18 protein-coding genes are annotated in these 19483 nt (G+C 57.2%); 4 read left to right on the top strand and 14 right to left on the bottom strand.

The window, feature by feature from the left end:
- Positions 1-55 precede the first annotated feature (55 nt).
- The 5 genes from DVA43_RS13170 to DVA43_RS13150 form a co-directional block, all read right to left on the bottom strand.
- Positions 56-526: a PTS sugar transporter subunit IIA gene (locus DVA43_RS13170; protein ID WP_114315814.1), complete on the bottom strand. Its 471-nt coding sequence runs from the start codon at positions 524-526 to the stop codon at positions 56-58.
- 191 nt (positions 527-717) lie between these two features.
- Positions 718-1395 (bottom strand): D-allulose 6-phosphate 3-epimerase, encoded by a 678-nt coding sequence (alsE, locus tag DVA43_RS13165; protein ID WP_103178394.1) that lies wholly within the window; start codon positions 1393-1395, stop codon positions 718-720.
- A gap of 21 nt (positions 1396-1416) precedes the next feature.
- Entirely contained in the window at positions 1417-2679 is a 1263-nt protein-coding gene (locus DVA43_RS13160) for a PTS ascorbate transporter subunit IIC (protein WP_114315813.1), read from the bottom strand.
- Between the two features lie 31 nt (positions 2680-2710).
- Positions 2711-2977: a PTS sugar transporter subunit IIB gene (locus DVA43_RS13155; protein ID WP_087859397.1), complete on the bottom strand. Its 267-nt coding sequence runs from the start codon at positions 2975-2977 to the stop codon at positions 2711-2713.
- A gap of 10 nt (positions 2978-2987) precedes the next feature.
- Positions 2988-3428, bottom strand: a complete 441-nt coding sequence (locus DVA43_RS13150; RefSeq protein WP_114315812.1) for a PTS sugar transporter subunit IIA — start codon at positions 3426-3428, stop codon at positions 2988-2990.
- A 222-nt stretch (positions 3429-3650) separates the two neighbouring features.
- Here DVA43_RS13150 and DVA43_RS13145 point away from each other — a divergent pair, with 222 nt between their 5' ends.
- Positions 3651-4703 carry a LacI family DNA-binding transcriptional regulator gene (locus DVA43_RS13145; RefSeq protein ID WP_114315811.1) on the top strand — a complete coding sequence of 351 codons (1053 nt, stop codon included), beginning with the start codon at positions 3651-3653 and terminating at the stop codon, positions 4701-4703.
- A gap of 141 nt (positions 4704-4844) precedes the next feature.
- Here the strand turns inward: DVA43_RS13145 and DVA43_RS13140 are convergent, their stop codons facing one another.
- From DVA43_RS13140 to paoA, 4 genes are read right to left on the bottom strand one after another with little or no spacing between them, the layout of a single operon-like run.
- Positions 4845-5756 carry an XdhC family protein gene (locus DVA43_RS13140; RefSeq protein ID WP_114315810.1) on the bottom strand — a complete coding sequence of 304 codons (912 nt, stop codon included), beginning with the start codon at positions 5754-5756 and terminating at the stop codon, positions 4845-4847.
- A gap of 9 nt (positions 5757-5765) precedes the next feature.
- A complete protein-coding gene (gene paoC / locus DVA43_RS13135) occupies positions 5766-7964 on the bottom strand; it encodes an aldehyde oxidoreductase molybdenum-binding subunit PaoC (RefSeq protein ID WP_114315809.1) in 2199 nt (732 codons plus the stop codon).
- Positions 7961-8917 (bottom strand): xanthine dehydrogenase family protein subunit M, encoded by a 957-nt coding sequence (locus DVA43_RS13130; protein ID WP_114315808.1) that lies wholly within the window; start codon positions 8915-8917, stop codon positions 7961-7963. The genes paoC and DVA43_RS13130 overlap by 4 nt, the downstream gene beginning before the upstream one ends.
- Entirely contained in the window at positions 8914-9603 is a 690-nt protein-coding gene (gene paoA / locus DVA43_RS13125) for an aldehyde dehydrogenase iron-sulfur subunit PaoA (protein WP_114315807.1), read from the bottom strand. The genes DVA43_RS13130 and paoA overlap by 4 nt, the downstream gene beginning before the upstream one ends.
- A 309-nt stretch (positions 9604-9912) precedes the next feature.
- On the opposite strand from paoA, the gene DVA43_RS13120 reads away from it, so the two are divergent.
- Positions 9913-10179, top strand: a complete 267-nt coding sequence (locus DVA43_RS13120) for a type II toxin-antitoxin system HicB family antitoxin (protein WP_114315806.1) — start codon at positions 9913-9915, stop codon at positions 10177-10179.
- 72 nt (positions 10180-10251) lie between these two features.
- On the opposite strand, the gene DVA43_RS13115 is transcribed toward DVA43_RS13120, so the two are convergent.
- The 4 genes from DVA43_RS13115 to DVA43_RS13100 all read right to left on the bottom strand — a co-directional run bounded on the left by DVA43_RS13115 (position 10252) and on the right by DVA43_RS13100 (position 15496).
- On the bottom strand, positions 10252-12075 hold the full coding sequence (locus tag DVA43_RS13115; RefSeq protein WP_114315805.1) for a glycoside hydrolase family 15 protein: 1824 nt from the start codon (positions 12073-12075) through the stop codon (positions 10252-10254).
- Positions 12076-12216: 141 nt separating this feature from the next.
- A complete protein-coding gene (locus tag DVA43_RS13110) occupies positions 12217-12555 on the bottom strand; it encodes a DUF1294 domain-containing protein (RefSeq protein ID WP_114317143.1) in 339 nt (112 codons plus the stop codon).
- A gap of 17 nt (positions 12556-12572) precedes the next feature.
- A complete protein-coding gene (locus tag DVA43_RS13105; RefSeq protein ID WP_114315804.1) occupies positions 12573-14372 on the bottom strand; it encodes a diguanylate cyclase in 1800 nt (599 codons plus the stop codon).
- 14 nt (positions 14373-14386) lie between these two features.
- A complete protein-coding gene (locus tag DVA43_RS13100) occupies positions 14387-15496 on the bottom strand; it encodes an AI-2E family transporter (RefSeq protein ID WP_114315803.1) in 1110 nt (369 codons plus the stop codon).
- A gap of 533 nt (positions 15497-16029) precedes the next feature.
- Between DVA43_RS13100 and mmuP the strand changes: the two genes are divergently transcribed.
- On the top strand, positions 16030-17427 hold the full coding sequence (gene mmuP / locus DVA43_RS13095) for an S-methylmethionine permease (RefSeq protein WP_114315802.1): 1398 nt from the start codon (positions 16030-16032) through the stop codon (positions 17425-17427).
- Complete coding sequence (gene mmuM / locus DVA43_RS13090) at positions 17414-18346, top strand: homocysteine S-methyltransferase (protein ID WP_114315801.1); 933 nt, start codon at positions 17414-17416, stop codon at positions 18344-18346. The genes mmuP and mmuM overlap by 14 nt, the downstream gene beginning before the upstream one ends.
- A gap of 87 nt (positions 18347-18433) precedes the next feature.
- Here mmuM and fbpC read toward each other — a convergent pair whose 3' ends face one another.
- Positions 18434-19480, bottom strand: a complete 1047-nt coding sequence (gene fbpC, locus DVA43_RS13085; protein WP_114315800.1) for a ferric ABC transporter ATP-binding protein — start codon at positions 19478-19480, stop codon at positions 18434-18436.
- Positions 19481-19483 lie beyond the last annotated feature (3 nt).

The raw sequence follows: 19483 nt of genomic DNA, 5'->3' as shown, positions 1-19483 counted from the left end.
TTACTTTGAGATGTTCAAACTTATCAGGTAATAACAGGGATAATAATTTCCGGAATTAAACGGTCTGGTCTTCAGCTTCTGAGTTTAATAGTTCAATGATTCTTTGAGGATGAGTTTCTACCAGCAGCTTAGCGATAATATCCTCGTCGGCTAATGAGCCTGATACATGTGATAATAAACGGATGTGAGTTGTATTCTGATCTGCCAGACGAACGGCAAATAAAATAATACAGCGGACATCGCTACCATCCATCGTTTCCCAGGGAATATCATGTTGGGTACGTCCAATGGCCAATGCCGTATGGGCGACACCCGATGATTTACCGTGCGGGATTGCAATATGATTTTCGAATCCCGTTGATCCCTGTTCCTCGCGCAACCAGACATCCCGAATAAATTCATCTTTATTAATGACCGCGCCATCCTGCACCAATAAGTCCGTTAACTCTTCAATGGCTTCTTCCTTACTTTTCGCACTCATGTTTAACTTGATATTTTTTACGTTAAGAACTTCCCAAATATCCATAATTCACCTTCGATAATAAACAAGCACTGAAATAAGAGGGATACAAAATGCTTCTTGCTTTGGCAATTACGCGCTAAGAAGGTTACAGCGCCCTCAACCGTACTAATCAAGAGCGTGGATAAAGAGACAGACCGGTTAAATAGACCTTTACCCTGCGCGATGGCTTAATACGGCTGAGCGCACTGCAATTTTCAGGCAGCGACTTCGCGCTGGTAAATATCGACCATTTTATCCCAGGCATCACTCACATTATCCGCCAGGGAGAACAGGCCAGAGGTTCCGACAATAAAGACGTCAACACCGGACTGAGCGATTACATTAAAGGTTTTCTCGTTGCAGGAGCCGTCAATCTCGGTCAAATAGTGGTAACCATGCGCTTCACGCATCGCAATCAATTCTCTGATTTTGTTGAGTGATTCCGGAATAAACTTCTGTCCGGCGTAGCCTGGATCAACCGACATGACGGTCACTTTGTCCAGCAGATGCGCGTACTCTTTAATGGCATCAGCCGGGGTAGCCGGATTCAACACCACGCCACAGCGACGGCCCGCATCTTTAATCTGATTCAGCAGACGGAATATTTTGTTATTCGCCGTCTCCGGGTGGAAGCTGATAATATCGGCCCCTGCATCAATGCACATCGGAATAATATCTTCCGGGTGGTTCACCATCAGGTGCACATCGATTGGCACATCGGTGATTTTCTTCAGGTTTTCGATAAAGAACGGTGACAGCGTAATATTTTTCACATAGCTACCGTCCATAATATCAACGTGATAAAAATCAGCGCGTCCGTTCATTGCCGTAATTTGTTCTCTGAATTGCGTTAAATCCATACACATTAACGAGGGCGAAAATTTAGCCGCCATACTTACCTCCAAAAGAATCAATTAGTTAAACAGTGATACGACATGCCCAAGAATGATGCCCACCACCCCGAAGTCCGCATCGCCAAAGGTGGTGGATGCAAAGCCAAGGTCGCCCATCAGAGGCAGTAAAATTGCCGGCAAAAATGAAATCAGCAGACCGTGAGCAAATGCACCCACCACCGCGCCGCGACGACCACCGCAGATGTTGCCGTAAACGCCCGCCGTCGCGCCGCAGAAGAAGTGCGGCACCAGGCCCGGAACGATGACGCTTAAACCAAAGAGCGGGCACAGGAACATACTCACCAGACCGGCGGCAAAGCTTGACAGGAATCCGACGATCACCGCGTTTGGAGCGAATGGAAAGACGGTAGGGCAGTCGAGAGCCGGTTTGGCGTCTTTCACCAGTTTGTCGGCGATGCCTTTAAAGGCCGGAACAATTTCGGCAATAATCATGCGCACGCCTGCCAGGATGATCCACACGCCTGCCGCAAAGGTTAGCGACAGGATAATGGCGAAGATGATAAAGTTCTGACCGCCGCTGATACTGGTTTCGACAAACTCTTTGCCTGCTACCAGCACCAGAATCACGAACAGGATCATCATCGTCAGCGAGATGGCGACCGAGGAGTCACGCAGGAAGTTCAGTGACTTCGGTACCTTCAGCTCTTCAATCGACGGGCTGCCTTTACCGATCGCTTTTCCCACCAGTGCCGACAGCAGATAGCCGGTTGAACCAAAGTGGCCCAGTGCCAGGTCATCAGTACCTGTTATTTTGCGTGTGAACGGCTGCAGAATGGCCGGAGAGACCACCATCATAATGCCGAGGATCACCGCCCCCACCAGCACCACCCACAAGGGTGACAGACCGCCGACTGAGAGGATAACGGCCAGCATTGCCGACATATAGAGCGTGTGGTGCCCGGTCAGGAAGATGTACTTCAGCGGCGTAATACGGGCCAGGACAATGTTAAACAACATCCCCAGGACCATGATCATTGCCGTCGCGGTACCGTAGTTTTTCTGGGCCAGCGCCGCCATAGCATCCGTATTGGGCACTACCCCCTGAATATGGAATGAGTGCTCAAATAGCTGGCTAAAGGTCGTTAATGTCGTGGCGATAATCGCCGCCCCGGATGTTAATATCACAAAACCCATAATGGTTTTGAGGGTTCCGGAAATAACATCGGAAAACGCTTTTTTCTGCAATAATAAGCCGATCAGGGAAAACAGACCGACCAGTATTGCTGGTGTGCCCAACACATCATGAATAATAAACTGCAGCATAGAATAACTCCGTAAGGCCGCAAATAATTAATCAGAGATTTTCGGAAAGAATTTCTTTGATTTTATTGTTATCCAGCAGGTTAGATAAGCCAAAGACCTGGGCAGAATGGCTGGAAAGATGTTCGGCAATATCCCTGGCGCTAAGAATAATATCGGCAGTTTCACTTTTTGCCGAAGTCAGATCGGTATGAGAAACTTCTGCTTCTTTATTCAGCTCTTTAATTATTTTTTTTACGTTCATTTCGACGATAAAACTGCTGCCTAAACCGTTACCGCAAACAATCAGAACCTTTTTCATCTTCACCTCTTTATCCGTTGATAACAGTTTGAATTGTTTCCATTGTTGATGCTTTCAGCAGTGCTGAGAGTCGTTCATCATCGCTAAAAATCTCCGCCAGGGAGGTAATCATATTGATGTGCTCGTCTCCTGAAAGCGCGCACAACATAATCACAACGTAAATAGGGTCATTCTCTTCTGCGTTAAAAGAAACCCCTTGTTTAATATGTAAAAGCGACAGCCCGTTTTTAATTGCCCCTTGCTCCGGGCGAGCATGTGGCATCGCCAGGCCGGGAGCTAATACATAATAAGGACCCAGCTCCTGATGGCTGTTAAAAATGGCTTCAACATATTCTTCAGTAATCGTCTCTTTCGCTAATAAGGGCTGAGCCGATAACCTAATGGCCTGTTTCCAGTCGCTGACTGAATCCACAATCTGGATATTTTCTGCAGGTAGCCAGGTCGTAATCATAAATACCCCGATAGCATTGAAAGTGAACTTACTATAGTGGAATGACTTCGCGGCTTACCGTGATCTGTATCGCAAAGTTAGCGCTAACACGGCAATAATGTTAAAATCCTTGTTACCGCTAACTTTATTATCGATACTTGTAATTACTTTGCAGTTGGGCAATGCGAAAAACGCTAAACATCATTTACAATGGTTGCCCAGTCAGGCGAAAGGAGGAGATCAGTGCAGACGTTAGAAGCGGACGATAGCGCGAGAGAAAAACGCAGGAAAAACACCGGTAAAATTACGCTCGCTGAAGTTGCAAAACTGGTCGGCGTTAGCACGATGACCGTGTCGCGCGCGTTACGTATGCCTGAAAAAGTGAATCCTGAACTACGTAACCGCATCGAAGCGGCAGTGAGTGAGCTGGGCTATGTACCCAATCTCCAGGCCCGTAGCCTCGCCTCTGCTGATTCCAGCCTGGTGATGGGCGTGGTGCCCTCATTTTCTTCGCCGGGCTTTCTTGCCGTCTCCGAAACCCTGCAGACCGTGCTCGCGACTCAGGGCTATAGCATGATGTTTATTGAGTCCAGTCAGGGTGGACAGAGCGAAGAGCGCGCTTTTGCGCAAATGCTCGCCTACAATCCGGCGGCGATTGTTCAGTTCAACATTGATAACATCAGCAGTTGTTCGCAAATGATCAGTAACACCGGCGTGCCGGTGGTTGAGATTGGTGCCATCAATCGCGATGCAGGCTGGGTCAGTATTGGCGTTGACTACGCTGCCGCCATCAAAAAGTTGGTCACATCGATTGTCCAGGCCGGATATAAGAATATCGGCCTGCTTTGCACGGCGTCCAATAACATTATGTTTCGCCAGGTACTGAGCGGCTGGAACAGCGCCATGCTCTCCGTAAACCACTCTCCCCATCGCGTGGTGACCTCTCACTTGCCCGCAGGTATTACGACCGGTTTAAACCTGCTGGGCGATATTCGTATCACCTGGCCAGAGCTGGATGCGCTGATTTGCACCTCTGATGAAATTGCCTGCGGCTGCATTATGGCCTGCAACGGTGCGGGGCAAAAAGTGCCCGACGCACTGGCACTGGCAAGTTTGAGTGGAGGAACCCTTGCGGCAGTTTGCTCCCCGGCGCTGACGGCGGTCGAATTCCCCTGGAGTGAGACGGGAACGGTCGCAGGAAAAACGCTGCTTGATCTGCTGGCGGATAAATCGACAGATAAAGTCATTGAATTACCCTCAACGTTACAAGTTCGCGCCAGCACCAGAAAGCATTAGGGTCGGCACAAAATTGATTATGCCGCCACATACGGCAGGGTAACTGTTGGTCACTGACATTCCCGCCATGCTTACTCGCCACTCACGAACATTGCCAGGCGTACACGCCAGCAGCATCTGACGCCAGATGCCCGTAGTGGATCAAAGCGTGTGGGCCCTTACCGCCGCCACGTCCGCTACCACCGAAAGCGCCAGCGTATTCGCATCCCGCGCCCTGGGGAAGATCCCAATCGGGGCCTTAATCCGCGCGATATCCGCATCTTTCCAGCCCAGCTCACGCAGTTTGTCCACCCGCCGCTGGTGGGTGCGCTGGCTGCCGAGGGCACCGATATAAAACGGCGCCGCTTCCAGCGCAGCCTGTAACACCGGCAGCTCCTTGTGCTGATCGTGCCAGAGCAAAATCACCGCCGTGTCCGCATCCATCAGCTCAACCGTGGGGGGATTACAATGCACCTCGTATCCCGCCGCCTGCGCCACATTGGCTGTGGCCTGCGCCTCCACCGACCCGCCATAGATCAGTAGCCGCGGGCAGGGGCGATAGCCCTGCTCGAAGCGAGCATCCTTCCAGCCTGTCCTGGGTGTCCAGGGCGCCGACTGCAAGGATTGGGAAGAGGAGTGATAACGCAGTCCCACCGGTTTGCGCTGGGCGAGGCTGTTCAGCACCGCCAGCAGCGGCTGTACCGTGCGCACTTTATGGATGTTCAGCGTAATCCCGCCGCCGCAGGGCAGCACGATGTCGAACCACGGCGATCCCTCGCCATACTTCACCTGACGGTCTGTGCCGCAGGCGAGGGTCTCCAGCGCCTCGTACGCGGCAGCGGCCTCCACGCAGCCCCCCGAGACATAGCCGCAATAGAGGCCGTCCTCGCGAACGGCCATCTGCGCCCCCAGCGGCCTGGCGGCCCCGCCGCGGATCTCCACCAAGGTCACCAACGCTACCGCCATGCCTGCCGTAAACGCCTCTGCCGCGAAGCGCAGCACCGCCACGCTGTCGTCGGTAGCAAAAGCCTGCTCGGGGATTATCTGTTCACTTAGCGCAGCGCCTTGCAGCATGCTCTCTCCTTACACCACATCGGGTAGCGCATCGATCAGCTTATCCAGGGTGATGGGATACTCCCGCACCCGCACCCCCGTGGCGTTATAGATCGCATTGGCGATGGCCGCCCCGACGCCGCACAGCCCCAGTTCACCCACCCCTTTGGCCTTCATCGGCGAGGAGATGGGGTCGGTATCGTCGAGGAAAATCACCTTCTGTTCCGGGATATCGGCATGGACCGGGACTTCATACGCCGCCATATCGTGATTAACGAAGTAGCCAAGACGGGTATCCACCGCCAGCTCTTCCATCAGCGCCGCGCCGAGACCCATGGTCATCGCGCCGATTACCTGGCTGCGGGCGGTTTTCGGATTCAGGATCCGGCCTGCGGCACAGACCGCCAGCATGCGGCGGACCCGGACTTCACCTGTCGCCCTATCTACCGCCACTTCGATAAAGTGACCGGCAAAGGTCGACTGCTGATACTGCTTATCCAGATCGCCAAACTCGATATTGTCTTCGGCAGTCAGCGTGCCGTTGGCTGCGGCCTCGCGAATGTCCGCGCTGCGGGTATCAAGGGTGATTTTCCCGTCGCTAAACTGCGCCTGGTCCGGATCAAAACCGAGGTTCGTGGCAATGGTCTGGCGTAACTTCACGCAGGCGGCGTAAACCCCCGAAGTGGAGGTGTTCGCCCCCCACTGGCCGCCTGAACCGGCCGATACCGGGAAGTTCGAATCACCGAGATGCACCGTCACCTTGTCCAGCGGCACGCCCAGCATCTCCGCCGCCGTCTGGGCAATGATGGTATAGCTCCCGGTGCCGATGTCCGTCATGTCGGTTTCTACCGTCACGTTTCCGTCCGCGTCCAGATGCACCCGGGCGCCAGATTTTTCTAACAGGTTATTGCGAAAACCGGCCGCCATGCCGTAGCCCACCAGCCAGCGTCCGTCGCGAACCTGGCCGGGCGTTGCGTTGCGCTGCTGCCAGCCGAACGTCTCGGCCCCGGTACGCAGGCACTCGATAAGCTGACGGCGGGAGAAAGGGCGGTTGGGATCGGCCGGATCGACCTGAGTATCATTGAGAATGCGAAATTCGACAGGATCGATGCCCGCTTTCTCCGCCATCTCATCAATGGCGATTTCAAGCGCCATCATGCCCGGCGCTTCGCCGGGGGCGCGCATGGCGTTGCCCTCAGGCAGATCCAGTTTTGCCAGCCGCAGGCCGGTATGACGATTGGCGCCCGCATAAAGCAGTTCGGTCTGCTGCACCGCCGTCTCCGGCGTGCCGCCGGGCAGATTGCCGGACCAGCTGTCATGGGCGATGGCGGTAATTTTGCCCGCCTTGTCGGTCCCGATGCGAATATGCTGAATGGTCGCCGGGCGGTGGGTGGTGTTGTTGGGGATTGTCGGGCGCGACAGCATGACCTTTACAGGGCGCTTCAGGGTGCGGGCCGCCAGCGCGGCCAGCAGCGCATCGCTCCTAAGGAACAGCTTGCCGCCAAAGCCTCCGCCGATATAGGGGGAGATGATGCGCACGTTTTCCTCGGGGATCTTCAGCGTCGCCGCCAGATCGGTACGGCACCAGGCGACCATCTGATTGGAGGTCCAGACGGTCACCTTGTCGCCGTCCCAGACCGCCATAGAGGCATGCGGCTCCATCGCCATATGGCTCTGATCGGGGGTGGTATAGGTCACATCTATCTTTACCTCGGCGGCGGCAAAGGCCGCGTCAAAATCGCCGACGTTTTTGTCAGGGGTCTTCTCCGGGGGCTGGTTGACGGCGGGTTTTTCCTCCGCCAGCGACCAGGCACCCTTTTCACGTCGGTACTGGACCTGCACCAGCGACGCCGCGGCCCGGGCCTGTTCGAACGTCTCAGCCACCACCAGCGCAACGGCCTGATGGTAGTGCTCTATTTTCGGGCCGCCCAGCAGGGTGGCCGCGTTTCGCTCGCCTTTGCCGAGTTCGCCGGCACTGCTGGCCGTCACGACCGTTAGCACGCCCGGCGCGTTTTTCGCGGCCTGGGTGTCGATGGCGGCAATCTCGCCTTTGGCAATCGCCGAACCGACCACATAGCCATAGGCCGCATTCGGTGCGGTGTCGTGCCATTCGTAGGCATAGTGCGCCTTTCCGGTGGTTTTTAGCGGGCCGTCGATACGGTCATGGGGCTGTCCAACCACCTGTAACCGATCGATTGGGTTTTCCCCTGCCGGTTTCTCAAATTTCATACCTGAGCCCTCGCTTCTGTCAGCACGGAGGCAAGCGTTCGCTTCGCCAGGGTGAGTTTGAACCTGTTTTCAGCCGTCGGATGCGCGTCGGCAAACAGCGCGTCATACACCGCCTGTGCCCCCTGGGGGAGTTGCGCATCCGCCTGCGCCATCCGCCAGGGTTTATGGGCGACGCCGCCCAGCGCGACGCGGCCGGTGCCATCTGGCTGGACAATCGCAGCTACCGAGACCAGCGCAAAGGCGTAGGAGGCGCGATCGCGAACCTTACGGTAGATGTGTTGCCCACCCACCGGCGGCGGCAGGGTGACGGCGGTAATCAGCTCTCCCGGCGTCAGCACGGTCTCAATATGGGGCGTCTTCCCCGGGGCACGATAGAAGTCGGCGAGGGGGATGTTGCGCGTCTTTCCGTCCGCAGCGATGGTTTCGACCACTGCGTCCAGCAGCTGCATTGCGACGGGCATGTCGCCCGGGTGGGTGGCAATACAGGCTTCGCTCCCTCCGACGACCGCATGCTGACGACTAAAACCTTCCAGCGCCGCGCAACCGCTGCCGGGCAGACGCTTATTGCAGGGCTGGTTCGTATCGTAAAAATAGGGGCATCGCGTGCGCTGCAGAAGATTGCCCGCTGTGGTGGCTTGGTTGCGCAACTGACCAGACGCCCCGGCCAGCAGTGCTCTGGAAAGCACGGCATAGTCACGGCGCACGCGCTCATCTGCGGCCAGATCGGTGTTACGTACCAGGGCGCCGATGCGCAGCCCGCCTTCGTCAGTGGCGTCAATCTTATCCAGCCCCAGACCGTTCACGTCGATCAGATGTCCAGGGGTCTCGATCTCCAGCTTCATCAGATCCAGCAGATTGGTGCCGCCCGCGATAAATTTGGCGCCAGGCGTACGCTGGGCGCTGGCGGCGGCTTCAGCTGGGGTTTTTACCCGCTCATAGGTGAAGGCTTTCATGATTTTTGCCCTCCGGCGACATCTTCAATGGCAGCGAGAATATTGGCGTACGCGCCGCAGCGGCAGATGTTGCCGCTCATGCGCTCGCGGATCTCCTGGGCATTCATTTCGGGAGGGGAGACCAGATCGAGGGTCACATGGCTGGGGATGCCCTCTTCAATCTCTTTCAGCACCGCCACCGAGGAGCAGATTTGCCCGGGTGTGCAGTAGCCGCACTGATAGCTATCGTGTTTGACAAATGCGGCCTGCATGGGGTGCAGATTGTCAGGGGTGCCCAGCCCCTCAATGGTAGTGATATCGGCATTCTGGTGCATCACGGCCAGGGTGAGGCAGGAATTGATCCTGCGTCCATCAACGATGACGGTGCAGGCGCCGCACTGGCCGTGGTCGCAGCCTTTTTTGGTGCCGGTCAGGTGCAGGTTCTCGCGCAGGGCATCCAGCAGGGTGGTGCGGGTATCCACCTCCAGCTGCTGCTCCTCGCCGTTGACGCGAAACGTTACCGGCATCTTCTCCGGTGCAGGGGTAACAGCGGGTTCGCCCTCGGCCAGGGCGGAACAGGGATAGACCGCCGCGGTCGCCGCCGCTGCGGCGCTGGCTTTTATAAGGGCCCGTCGGGACAGGCTAAAATCGTGTTGTTCGTGCTTCCCGAACTCACCATCTTCGGGGTATTCGCCTTGGTTGCTCATGCCAGGCCTCCGGTATGCAAAGGGGGAAATAACGTTCAAAGAGGGCGCGACGTTGTCGTCTGTTTTTAAACGTTAAGCATAGACGGCGATGTCGGTGGGATTATTCTCAAAAGGTGAATGCAGTTATGAGGCGGTTTAATCAGTGATTTTGCGACCAGAGGGATCGTCTTTGACCTGGCCGTATGCCCTTACAACCCGTAAAGCTACCTGGCCATCTTCAAAAATTTTTTAACTTCAAAACTACTTTTTAATTTGATTTATGGAGCGTAATATCCATAACAATTAAGTTGATTAGGATGATTCTCAAGGATGAGCCGTTCAAATACACTCTTTATCGACGGACATAAAGCTCGGGTGACCTACGATCCGGTGGTTGATATGTTCCGTGGCGTATTTCTTAATACCAAAAGTGAAGCCCGTTTTATGGCGAGCAATGTCAAAGAGCTGAAAGTTGCCGCCCGGGATGCGCTGGATAGCTATCTGAACGCCTGCTCCATCACTGGCGTTAAACCCTTCCAGCAGCGAACCCTGCGGCCTTTAATGGCGCTGCAACGGCTGAAAGCCATTCTGCATTGATTCTGCTTGCCTTCATGCCTGCCTGATGGTCCGTCAGGCAGGCAATACTGTTTTGTACTTCGTCGGCCCGCGCTATTTATCCTGCCGGTGATCGCTGATGGCCTGCGCCGCGCAGATCAGCGCCAGATGGCTTAACCCCTGGGGCATATTGCCGACCCATTCGCCGGTGCGGGTATCGAACATCTCATTGAAGGTTTCGACATTGCCGCGGTGGCACAGAGTGTTGAGAATTTCATCCATGTTCGCTTCCGCCTGCGCCGGTTCGCCCATGGAGGCCCAGGCCTCAGCCAGCCAGAAGGCGCAGGCGATAAAGGTGCTCTCCTCCTGCTCAACGCCGCTGTAGCGGTAGATCATTGCGCTGTTATGGCCCAGCTCGCGATAGATTGCCTGATAGGTGAGCTTCATGCGCTTCGGGTTGACCTTCACACCGTAGCGTGACACCAGGGTGAGCGAGGCATCCAGCAGCCCGCCATCGCCGCTGTAAAAGCAGTAAGCCTGATGGGTTTCAGACCAGCAGTGCTCTTCAATCCAGTCGCGGATCCTGTCCCGCTCCCGCGCCCAGCGAGCTTTCCATGTGGGTTCGATATGGCTGCCCTCCGCCAGTACCACGGCGCAGTCCAGCGCCAGCCAGCAGGACATTTTTGAGTGGGTATAGTGCCGCTCTTCCGGCAGCTCCCAGATGCCGGAATCCTTCATGCGCCAGCGATCGGCGCACTGATTGGCAAGATGGCCTAAAAAGCGCGACGTGCCCGTATCCAGAATATGGCCCGCCTCGACGAACAGTTTTGCCACCCCCAGCATATCGCCATACATGCTCAGCTGGCGCTGGGTTCGGGCGTTATTGCCCAGGCGTACCGGCTGTGAATCCCGGTAGCCCTGGAGCTCCGCGTACTTCTCTTCCGGCACCAGCTCGCCGTCGAGGGTGTAGCAGGCCCGCATCTCCGGGCCGTGTTTGATGATGGTTTTCGACAGCCAGGAGAAGGCCGCCTTACACTCTTCAAGGGTGCCAAGATAGGTAAAGGCTTTGATGATCAGGCAGGCATCGCGCACCCAGGCAAATCGGTAATCATAGTTTTTGCTGCCACCGGGCCCCTCCGGCAGAGAGGTGGTGGCTGCCGCCGCCAGCGCGCCAGTAGGCGAATACCAGAGGAACTTCAGCGCCAGCGCGGAGCGGATAACGTGATCTTTATACAGGCCATCATATTTCAGCCCCTTCACCCAGTCCTGCCACGCGGTATGGCTGGTCTCAATGCGGTTATCAATCGCCTCGATATCGGGCACCGCCAGCGGCTCACTCTGCGTCACCAGCAGAGCAACCACCTCCCGGCTCCCTTTCTTCAGAACGATCTCCGCCTCGACCTCTTCATCATCAGCATGGGTAATGACCACGTTTTCGCTGGTGTGCAGCATCGCCATCAGATCGCCAATATGATAAACGCTGCCTTTGAAGGTATCTGAACGCCAGGGCGAGCGCGTTTCGATCATCGTTCCGAATCGCAGATGAAGCCTGAACGTCACGGTGCCGCGCAGGCCTTCCAGACGGCGTGCCAGCTCACTCCAGGGCAGGCGGCCTGCCAGGGTACTGTTAATGGACTCGGTTAACAGAACCGTGCCGGCTTTCGTCTCATAGCGGGTTTCCAGAATGTTGCTGTCATCGCGATAGGCGCGCGAGACGGTGTATTCATCCGCAGGTGTCAGGCTGAAAAAACCGCCGATGTTGGGATCCAGTAGCCGATCGAAGAGGGGCGGGGAATCGAGATTGGGCGCGCCCCACCAGTCGATTGAGCCATCCGGGGCGATAAGCGCTACCGAGCGTCCTTCACCGATAGCAGCATAGTCCCCGAGGCCAACGAACCCGTTATCACGCATCGGCATATCGTATTTCGCATTTTTCAAATGAGTGATCCCTTTTCTTTGATGAACATAAAGCCTGGCATAATGCGATGAATATCGCGCTTTCACCGATGCTGTATGTCTCTCTTTGCGTACACCTCTTTCACAAAGGCTGATCTATGGCCATCCGCATTTATCATTATTTTAATAATACTGGAGGCGCCATGCCGCCAAGATCAGCACTACGAGGTTAAGGATCACGCTGACCATAAAATACGTTTTGAAAGGCTGTTTTTGGGTTTTATGGCGAAACAGCTGCTGGCCGAAGATGGCGCCCGGCCACCCGCCGACTACCCCGCAGACCAGCAAGGTCGACTCCGGGACCCGGCGCCAGGCTTTGCGGGCCGCCATTTTGTCGGCGCCGTAGATCATAAACGTCAGCGCGCTGGCGAGCAGAAACCACATCGCAAAAGGGTGAGGGGACAAGGCGCTGCCCGCAGCGGCCAGGGCCAGAAGGGAGTAACAGATGAGCGTCAGGTTCATGGAGGCAGTATCAGTAATCAAACCGGACGAGGGATGATACGTGATTCTTCCAGCATCCCAAAGCTGACGATCCTTGAACGCCCCAGCTCTTTCGCCCGATAGAGCGCCACGTCGGCGGCGCGCAGCAGGTTATCGCCCTGAGCGTGCTGTGGATAGCTGGCAATGCCGATCGATACATCAACCGGGCCGATCTCCGAGAGCTCATAACGCAGCGTCAGGTTATGCACAGCGGTATGAATTTCACTGGCGCAGGTAAACGCCGTCTCTTCATCCGCCCCCGGCAGCAGGGCCAGAAACTCCTCGCCGCCATAGCGGAACGCCATGCCTTTGTCGCTTACCGCGCGCTGGACAATGGCCGCCACGCTTTTAATCACCTGGTCGCCTGCGTCGTGACCCAGTCTGTCGTTGATGGCTTTAAAGTAATCGATATCGATCATCAGGCAGCTTAACGGCGTACCGCTGTGCATCGCCTGGTTCATCTGGGTGCGCAGAGCATCTTCCAGATGATGGCGGTTGCGCAGGCCGGTCAGCGGATCGAACAGCGCTTTTTCCAGCAGGGCATCACGCAGCCGCTGGTTAGCCAGCGCCAGACCGAGCGCCTCGGCCATCAGCTCCAGATAGGCGCGGGACGGCGCCATCTCCGGGGTCAGGTTCTGGAACGAGAGCAGACCGATGGCTTCACCCTGGGCAATCAATGGCACACAGAGCGCGTGAGGGGCGCTGCTGTCCGGCAGATGGTAGCAGGCGATATCCGGCTCGCCGTTGACAGGCGGATGGCTCTGGCCGCGGCGCACCGCCCAGCACTGGTCCGGATGGAAGGGATCGGCGTCCCCCTGCGGATCGAGCCACTCGGCGACACAGCGCATCTGCCACGGATCGTGCTCAAGAAGCCAGATCCGCCCGGCGATACCCGGCGCAATACTGGGGGCGAACAGCCGCGCCACGTTCAGCACATCCTCAATGGACTCGCACCCCTGCAGCCGCTGCGTCATTCGCGCCAGCAGCTCGCGGATCGCCCAGTCGGCATCGCGCTCTTTTTCCAGCCGCTGCCGTGCCAGGCCGTTCTCGCGGAAGATCCGAATCGCCTGGGCCATATCGCCAATCTCATCGATCTGCCGGTAATCCGGGGCTTCGACCCCATAATCCTGCGAGGCCAGCCGGTTGACTACATCGCTCAGGCGCACCACCGGGCGCAGGACCCGGCGTTTGAGGATAAAACCGAGCACAAATAAAAACATCAGCGCAGTCAGGCCGACCATCACTTCGGAGAGGGTACGCAGCCCGCGGGATTTTACCGTGGCATCGTCAATGGCCGCGTCGGTACGCCTGTCCAGCATCTGACGAAAATGGTCGAGCTGGTTCTGGACCTGCTCCAGCTCGTTCTCATAACGCTCGCCATAAAGCAGCTCAATGGCCTGAGGCTGCTGCCCGACGCTGGCGATGGCGCTCTGTTGCTCATCCTGCAGCGCATCGGCCACCTGCAAACCTTCATGCAGCAGCGCCAGCTCTTCCTTACTGGCACCCGCGTCTTTCAGCTTTTGCAGGCGATGCTCAATTCTGACCATCGTTTCCGCTTTCTGGCGGTACTCCTCTGCCACCGCGGGATCCTGTTTTATAACGTACAACCGCGCCAGGTCGGAGAGCGCCCAGGCGTCCACCTCTACCTCTTCGGTGAGCTGATCGAAGACGTAGCGCTGTTCAACGGCCTGCCGCTCAACGCTTTCGGCGCTGGAGGCCATCAACATAGCCACGCCGGAAGCGATAGTCAGACAAACCGTGGCACCGTATGCCCAGTTAGTAATAGTGGCGATGCGCACGGTTTATTCCTTCTTCATAGATCAGGCGAATTTTTCCCTTCCTCGATAATCGCATCATCAATCTCTTCGGCATTACCGGCATGATCGCGACCCGAAAGCAGATTCCAGCAGGCGATAAACAGGGCGGCGATCAACGGACCAATCACAAAGCCGTTGATGCCGTAAATCTCCATCCCGCCGAGAGTGGTGATGAGGATAAGATAATCGGGCATTTTGGTGTCTTTACCCACCAGCAGCGGACGCAGCAGGTTATCCACCAGCCCCACCACCAGCACAAAGAAGCCGACGATAAACAGGCCCTGCCACAGCTGATGGGTGGCGAAGAGGAAAATGGCTGCCGGTACCCAGACGATAGCCGAGCCGACCGCCGGGATCAGCGACAGGAACGCAATTAGCGCGCCCCACAAGATGCTGCCATTAATATCGACTACCCAGAAGGCGATACCGCCCAGCACACCCTGGACCAGGGCCACCACGGCCGTGCCTTTTACCGTTGCTCGGGCGACGCCAGCAAATTTGGCAAACAGATGCTGTTTGGCGAAATTCGACAGCGGCAGGCTGTCGAGGATCTGGCGCACCAGCCACGGGCCATCTTTCAACAGGAAAAACAGCAGATAGACCATCACGCCAAAGCTAATGGCGAAGCCAAAGGTGCCTTTACCAATCAGGAAGGCGCTGCCGGCAAGGTATTGCCCGCCGCGTAACGCCGCTTCAGAGAGCTTTTGCTGGATCTGCGCGGCGGTATCCAGATCGTGTTCGATCATTAGCGCGCGCAGCCAGTCGGGCAGATGAGAGAAGAGACCAGCGAACACCCCGGAAAATTGGGTGTCGTTCTGCTGCAGGCGGGTATAAACAATATTGAGTTCAAAGGCTAATGAGGAAAAGATCACCATCAGCGGAATAAAGACGATAAGGCAAATAAGCAGCACGCTCAGCAGCGCCGCCAGCCCGTTGCGATCCCCCAGTTTGATACGCAGAGTGTTTTTGACCGGATAGAAAATCACCGCCAGGATAGCAGCCCACAGAATGGCCGAGAAGTAGGGCGACAGCACATCAAAAAACGCCCATGAAACCATCAGCAGTATCAGTATGAAGAAACCTTTGGTCAGTCCGTTAAATCGCATCAGCTCATCCTTTTTAAATGAAACACTACGACTATAGAGTGTTTTACGTAATTTAACATATTGCGGTCTGCTGCCGGGTGGCGGCTGCGCCTTACCCGGCCTACGTAGATGAGCAGGCCCGTGCAAGCGTAGCGCCGCCGGGCGACAGGCCGTACCACCCGCCAGTCCGTAGGCCCGTGCAAGCGCAGCGCCGCTGGGCATCAGGCCGCACCACCCGCCAGTTCGTAGGCCCGTGCAAGCGCAGCGCCGCCGGGCAACAGGCCGCACCACTCGCCAGTTTAGCGGCTAATAAACAGATCCCACTTTCGCCTGACCGACGCGGGGCCCGGCGCGGTACATGCTGTAAGTACCGGTTTGCAGAAGGTGTCCTATGGCATGGCGACCCTATCTCTACGTTATTTACACGATGCAGCCCCGACTGAGCGCCCGTCGCGCGCGTCTTCGTCTGGTACATGGCTAGCAATTTGTTAACAATCGCGGTATAAACACACCTTCTTTTGGATGTTTAGATGTCCATACGTATAGAAGGTGATATGCAAACACAACAAAATGGGCAGCTTCAGCGCACCATGAAGACTCGCCATCTGATCATGCTGTCCCTCGGCGGCGTGATCGGCACCGGGCTCTTTTTTAATACGGGTTACATTATTTCCACCACCGGGGCGGCGGGCACGCTTCTGGCCTATCTGATTGGCGCGCTGGTGGTCTGGCTGGTGATGCAGTGCCTCGGCGAACTCTCTGTGGCGATGCCGGAGACCGGCGCCTTTCACGTCTATGCCGCGCGCTATCTCGGTCCGGCAACCGGCTATACCGTGGCGTGGCTCTACTGGCTCACCTGGACGGTAGCGCTGGGATCGAGCTTTACCGCCGCCGGATTCTGCATGCAGTACTGGTTCCCGCAGGTGCCGGTCTGGGTGTGGTGCGTGGTCTTCTGCGCGGTCATTTTTGCCCTCAACGTCATCTCAACCCGCTTCTTTGCCGAAGGGGAGTTCTGGTTCTCGCTGGTGAAGGTCATCACCATCATCGCCTTTATTGTTCTGGGCGGCGCGGCCATCTTTGGCTTTATCCCGATGCAGGACGGTTCTCCCGCGCCGGGGCTGACGAATATCACCGCCGAAGGCTGGTTCCCGCATGGCGGGCTGCCGATCCTGATGACCATGGTGGCGGTTAACTTCGCCTTCTCCGGCACCGAGCTGATCGGCATTGCGGCGGGTGAAACCGAAAACCCGCACAAGGTGATTCCTGTTGCCATTCGCACCACCATTGCGCGGCTGATCATCTTCTTTATCGGCACCGTTTTTGTGCTGGCGGCGCTGATCCCGATGCAGCAGGCCGGGGTGGAAAAAAGCCCGTTCGTGCTGGTGTTTGAGAAGGTGGGCATTCCCTATGCTGCGGATATCGTTAACTTTGTCATCCTGACGGCGATCCTCTCGGCGGCCAACTCCGGACTCTACGCTTCCGGACGGATGTTGTGGTCCCTGTCGAATGAAAATACCCTGCCGCGCTGCTTTGCCCGGGTGAACAAAAACGGCGTGCCGCTGACGGCGCTGTCGGTGTCGATGCTCGGTGGCGTGCTGGCGCTCTTCTCAAGCGTCGTGGCTCCGGATACGGTATTTGTCGCGCTGTCGGCGATTTCCGGTTTTGCGGTGGTGGCGGTGTGGATCAGCATCTGCGCCTCGCACTTTGTCTTCCGCCGTCGCCATCTGCAGGCGGGTAAACCTTTAAGCGATCTACACTATCGCGCCCCGTGGTATCCGCTGGTGCCGGTGCTGGGCTTTATCCTCTGTCTGGTGGCCTGCGTCGGCCTGGCCTTTGACCCGAGCCAGCGCATTGCCCTTTACTGTGGTTTGCCGTTTGTGGCGCTCTGCTATGGCGCGTACTACCTTACTCAAAATCTGAAAACCCAGGAGCCAGAACATGTCGCAGAATAATCCGCTTACCGCCCTCCTTGAAACCCAGCCCTTTGTGGTGCTGGACGGGGCGATGGCAACGGAGCTGGAAGCGCGCGGCTGCAACCTGGCCGACAGCCTGTGGTCGGCGAAAGTATTAATGGAAAACCCGGAGCTGATCCGCGACGTGCACCTCGACTACTTCCGCGCCGGGGCGCAGGTGGCGATCACCGCCAGCTATCAGGCCACGCCGGACGGGTTTGCCGCTCGCGGGCTGGATGAGACACAGTCCCGGGCGCTAATTAGCAAAAGCGTTGAGCTGGCGCGCAAGGCGCGGGAAGCGTATCTGGCGGAAAATCCGCAGGCCGGTACGCTGCTGGTGGCCGGTTCGGTGGGGCCCTATGGCGCATATCTGGCGGACGGGTCGGAATACCGCGGCGACTATCTGCGCAGCGCAGAGGTTTTTACCGCCTTTCATCGTCCGCGGGTAGAGGCGTTGCTGGATGCCGGGGCTGACCTGCTGGCCTGCGAAACCCTGCCATCGTTTGCTGAAATTAAAGCCCTGGCGGATCTGCTGACAACATACCCGCGCACCCGGGCGTGGTTCTCGTTTACGCTGCGCGACAGCGAGCACCTGAGCGACGGCACGCCGCTGCGCGAGGTGGTGTCGGTGCTGGCGACTTACCCGCAAATAATTGCGCTGGGGATTAACTGTATCGCGCTGGAGAAGACCACCGCCGCGCTGCAGCATTTGCAAAGCCTGACCGCGCTGCCGCTGGTGGTCTATCCCAATTCAGGAGAGCATTACGATGCGGTGAGTAAGACCTGGCATCATCACGGGGAAGCGTGCGAGACGCTGGCGGGGTATTTGCCGCAGTGGTTAGCGGCAGGGGCGAAGCTGATTGGGGGATGTTGTCGCACCACGCCGAAAGACATTGCGGATTTGAACGCGCAGCGCTAAGTTTTTGCCGGGTGGCGGCTACGCCTTACCCGGCCTACGGTTCATGCGGTTTGTAGGCCCGGCAAGCGTAGCGCCGCCGGGCATCAATCAGGCCACCTCAGCCAGCACAAACATCCCGTACGGATGGATCTCCAGGAAATACTCTTCCCCCACGTCCGGCTGCAGCCGCGTGGCGTTCACCTGCAGTAAAATCTCCTGCCCGTGCCACTCCACAATCACCTCGTACTGCGGGCCCATATAGGCGACGTGGCGGATCACGCAGCGCTGGCTCGTCTCGCCGTGCTGGCTTAGGGTGATCGCCTCCGGGCGCACCCCAACGGTGCCAGCCCCCTGGGCGGCAAAGTGCAGCGGGCGCGGCAGGCGATAGCCGTGGATCGCCACGTAATCCTGGGTGAAGGTAGCCGGGAACAGGTTGGCATCGCCCATAAAGCTCGCCATAAAGCGCGACGCGGGCTGGCGATAGAGATCCTGCGGGGAGCCAATCTGCATGATGTTGCCCTTGTTCATCACCAGCACGGTGTCCGAGACCGCAAACGCCTCACTCTGGTCGTGGGTCACGTACAGCGAGGTGATGTTGAACTGCTTTTGCAGCTCGCGAATTTTATCGCGCATGCTGCGGCGCAGGTTGGCATCAAGGTTACTCAGCGGCTCATCAAACAGTAGCACTTTCGGTTTGAGGATCAGGGCGCGGGCGAGCGCCACGCGCTGCTGCTGGCCGCCGGAGATCTGATCCACATAGCGGTCCTCGAAGCCCTCCAGATCCACCATCGCCAGCGCCTCTTTGACGCGAGATTTGATCTCTGCGCGCGACACGCCGAGCATCTTCAGGCCGTAGCCGACGTTCTCCCCCAGCGACATGTGCGGAAAGAGGGCGTAAGACTGGAATACCATGCAGATATCACGCTGCTGAATGGAGCGGTGGGTCACATCTTCGCCGTCGATCAGGATCTGCCCGTCGGTGGGTTTTTCCAGCCCCGCCACCAGTCGCAGCACCGTGGTTTTGCCGCAGCCGGAGGGGCCGAGCAGGGTCACCATCTGCCCCTGCGGGATCGCCAGGTTGATGTTTTCAATCACCGTGTTGGCGCCAAAGCGCTTGGTCACGTTACGCAGTTCAACGAAATGTTTCTGAGTCATAGT

It is taken from the genome of Leclercia sp. W6 (assembly GCF_003336345.1).
Classification (GTDB): Bacteria; Pseudomonadota; Gammaproteobacteria; order Enterobacterales; family Enterobacteriaceae; genus Enterobacter.
Note: the sequence above shows the minus strand (reverse complement) of the source record. Positions and strands in the feature narration are given on the sequence as shown.

Coding starts and splice junctions, on each gene's coding strand:
- DVA43_RS13170 (WP_114315814.1), bottom strand. CDS start 526: ATGGATATTTGGGAAGTTCTTAACGTAAAAAATATCAAGTTAAACATG.
- alsE (WP_103178394.1), bottom strand. CDS start 1,395: ATGGCGGCTAAATTTTCGCCCTCGTTAATGTGTATGGATTTAACGCAA.
- DVA43_RS13160 (WP_114315813.1), bottom strand. CDS start 2,679: ATGCTGCAGTTTATTATTCATGATGTGTTGGGCACACCAGCAATACTG.
- DVA43_RS13155 (WP_087859397.1), bottom strand. CDS start 2,977: ATGAAAAAGGTTCTGATTGTTTGCGGTAACGGTTTAGGCAGCAGTTTT.
- DVA43_RS13150 (WP_114315812.1), bottom strand. CDS start 3,428: ATGATTACGACCTGGCTACCTGCAGAAAATATCCAGATTGTGGATTCA.
- DVA43_RS13140 (WP_114315810.1), bottom strand. CDS start 5,756: ATGCTGCAAGGCGCTGCGCTAAGTGAACAGATAATCCCCGAGCAGGCT.
- paoC (WP_114315809.1), bottom strand. CDS start 7,964: ATGAAATTTGAGAAACCGGCAGGGGAAAACCCAATCGATCGGTTACAG.
- DVA43_RS13130 (WP_114315808.1), bottom strand. CDS start 8,917: ATGAAAGCCTTCACCTATGAGCGGGTAAAAACCCCAGCTGAAGCCGCC.
- paoA (WP_114315807.1), bottom strand. CDS start 9,603: ATGAGCAACCAAGGCGAATACCCCGAAGATGGTGAGTTCGGGAAGCAC.
- DVA43_RS13120 (WP_114315806.1), top strand. CDS start 9,913: ATGAGCCGTTCAAATACACTCTTTATCGACGGACATAAAGCTCGGGTG.
- DVA43_RS13110 (WP_114317143.1), bottom strand. CDS start 12,555: ATGAACCTGACGCTCATCTGTTACTCCCTTCTGGCCCTGGCCGCTGCG.
- DVA43_RS13100 (WP_114315803.1), bottom strand. CDS start 15,496: ATGCGATTTAACGGACTGACCAAAGGTTTCTTCATACTGATACTGCTG.
- mmuP (WP_114315802.1), top strand. CDS start 16,030: ATGCAAACACAACAAAATGGGCAGCTTCAGCGCACCATGAAGACTCGC.
- mmuM (WP_114315801.1), top strand. CDS start 17,414: ATGTCGCAGAATAATCCGCTTACCGCCCTCCTTGAAACCCAGCCCTTT.
- fbpC (WP_114315800.1), bottom strand. CDS start 19,480: ATGACTCAGAAACATTTCGTTGAACTGCGTAACGTGACCAAGCGCTTT.